General features: G+C 34.1%; 2 protein-coding genes. One reads left to right on the forward strand and one right to left on the reverse strand.

Features of this window, described 5'->3' with window-relative positions; genetic code table 11:
* Positions 1-109: 109 nt before the first annotated feature.
* Positions 110-1,525 (reverse strand): PLP-dependent aminotransferase family protein, encoded by a 1,416-nt coding sequence (locus tag ABZA26_RS12010; RefSeq protein ID WP_372714755.1) that lies wholly within the window; start codon positions 1,523-1,525, stop codon positions 110-112.
* Between the two features lie 212 nt (positions 1,526-1,737).
* Between ABZA26_RS12010 and ABZA26_RS12015 the strand changes: the two genes are divergently transcribed.
* Positions 1,738-2,715, forward strand: a 978-nt coding sequence (locus ABZA26_RS12015) for a serine dehydratase subunit alpha family protein (RefSeq protein ID WP_372714756.1), incomplete at its 3' end; no start/stop codon positions are given.

The raw sequence follows: 2,715 nt of genomic DNA on the forward strand, positions 1-2,715 counted from the left end.
ATATTCATGGTATAAGCAATATTTAAAATATTGTTCAATTTAAAATTTCCACAGGAAGAAATTACCCTATTTACAGAGATTATTTCACACTCTCGTTTTGGAGCAGAATTTACATCATATTTTTTATGATTTTGACCATTCTTGAAAGACCCTCTATAATCTCTTTTTTGTCTGCAGCTGCAAAACTGAGTCTGAAATTATTTTTGTGATCATCTCCTAAAGAAAAGACGCTTCCTGGAAGAATAGATATTCCCTCTTCTTTGCATTTCATATAAAAGATATTACTGTTTATATTCTGAGGAAGCTCGATCCAAATATAAAAACCACCCTCTATAGGATATATTACTTTCAAAAGGTCTATACCTGCGAGAATGTCACATAAAAATATGTACCTTCTCCGGTAGAGAGTTTTCATTTTTTCCAGGTGTTTTTTAAAATACCCTCCTTCTAGAAACTCTAACAAAATTCTCTGCTCAAATCCAGATGAAGATATATCCGAAGTGAATTTTGCAGAGATGACTTTATTGACAAGATGATCAGGTAATATGATATACCCTAATCTGATTCCAGGCATAAGAACTTTAGAATAACTCTTTATAAGTACAACTCTTTTATTTTCAGTATCCAGAGATTTTAATGAGACTTTGGGTTTTTCTGTAAAGTAGATATCAGACAGGCAGTCATCTTCTATAATATATGTATTGTATTTTTCTGCCAGTTCTATAAGTTTTTTTCTTTTTTTATTACTCCATGAAATTCCTGTTGGGGACTGGAAATTTATCATAGTGTATATAAATGCTATGTTTTCCTTAGACAAAATATTTTCTAACTCCTCAAGATTGAATCCGTCTTCTTCTAATGAAACTCCAAAGATATTACACTCTTTTCTAAAGGCATTGAGGGCTCCGTGATAGGTAGGGTTTCCAACAATTATTTTGTTATTTCTTCCAGAGAGAAGAGTTTTCATCATGAGATCGAGTCCCTGCTGAGAACCTGAGGTTATCTGAATGTTTTTTTCTGAAATATTTATATTTTTTTCTCTGAGGTGATTGCTTAGAAAACACCTCAGTTTTTTGTATCCCTGAGTTTCTGGATACACAAGAATTTCAGCTCCGCTTTTTTCAAGGATGGACTTTGTAATCTCTTTGAATTCTTCGTAGGGGAGAATATCCTTAGAGGGAGTACCGCTTACAAAATCTATAAGGCCTGTATATTCTGACTCTCTGTTTCGAAAGCTTTCCATTAATTCCTTCGGAGGATTAAAATAAAGAAGAGGGTCTTTCTTTTTTACAAAGGCTCCCAATCCCTGTTTTTTATATATGTATCCTTCTGACTCCAAGAGATTGTAGGCTTTTAAAATGGTGAGATTGTTTATTTTAAACTTTATAGAGAGCTGTCTTATAGAAGGAAGCTTTGTATTTTCAACGATTTCAGACCTGTCAATCTTGATCCTTATACATTCATAAATCTGTTTGTAGATAGGAGTTTTTTTATCTTTATCTATGCAAATATTAAATTTTTTCATGGTTTTCTCCTTTATCATTCATTCAGTATAACACCTGCACAACTGTTATACTACAGTTTTTTAGTATAATTTTGACACAACTGCTGTTTACAGATTAATATATTAGAGTAAATAAAACACTATACGAACTGTTGTATAACACCGATTATAACATTTTTATATTATTTATTGAAATATTTATTTAATGATGAAGCGGAGGAATAGTAATGGAGATGGATAAAACAGTAATAAAACAAATTTTAAATATACTTGAAGAAGAGATCGTTCCTGCAGAAGGGTGTACAGAACCCATTGCAATAGCGTATACCGCTGCTAAGACTGTAGAGATACTGGGATCTTCCCCGGAAAGGCTGGATATCTATGTTTCCGGGAATATAATAAAAAATGTAAAAAGTGTGATAGTCCCAAACAGTGAAGGTATGGTAGGTATAGAGGCATCTGCAGCTCTGGGAGCTTTGGCAGGAGATTCTAGTCGTGAGCTTTTGGTGATAAGCAGTATAGAGAGGTCAAAACTTCAAGAGATAAGAGAATTTATAAAAAATGGAAGAATAAATGTCTTTCATGAGGACAACGGAGTAAAGCTGTATGTGAGGGTAGAGGCTTTTTCTGGAGATGAAAGTGCAAGTGTAGAGATAAAACATATCCATACAAATATAACAGAGATAAAAAGAAACGGTAGTACAATAATATCAAGACCTTGCAATGACTCCGATTTCAATTCCTCTCTTTCAGACAGAAAAATACTCAGTGTAGAGCTCATATATAATCTGGCAAAGTCCATCGATTATTTATTAATAAAACCAATATTTGAAAAGGTTATATCACTGAACAGTACCATAGCCGTAGAGGGTTTGAAGGGAACTTATGGTGTAAATGTGGGAGCCATGATACAGGAAAACATAAACAATGGAAATTATGGAGATGACAAAAGAAACAGGGCTGCAAGTTTTGCAGCAGCAGGAAGTGATGCCAGGATGAGTGGCTGTCCTCTTCCTGTTATGACCACAAGCGGAAGCGGTAATCAAGGGATGACAGCATCACTTCCTATTATAAGGTATTGTCTTGATAAGGGGATAAGTAGAGAAAATATGATAAGATCACTTTTACTGTCTCATCTGCTGACTATACATATAAAAACAAATGTGGGAAGACTCTCTGCTTATTGCGGAGCTGTATGTGCAGTCTCTGGC

The organism is Ilyobacter sp. (assembly GCF_041583315.1).
In the GTDB taxonomy this organism is placed as follows: Bacteria; Fusobacteriota; Fusobacteriia; order Fusobacteriales; family Fusobacteriaceae; genus Ilyobacter.

What these genes read in the sequence shown, in the direction of transcription:
- ABZA26_RS12010 (WP_372714755.1), bottom strand. Translation starts at nt 1,525, where the DNA reads ATGAAAAAATTTAATATTTGCATAGATAAAGATAAAAAAACTCCTATC.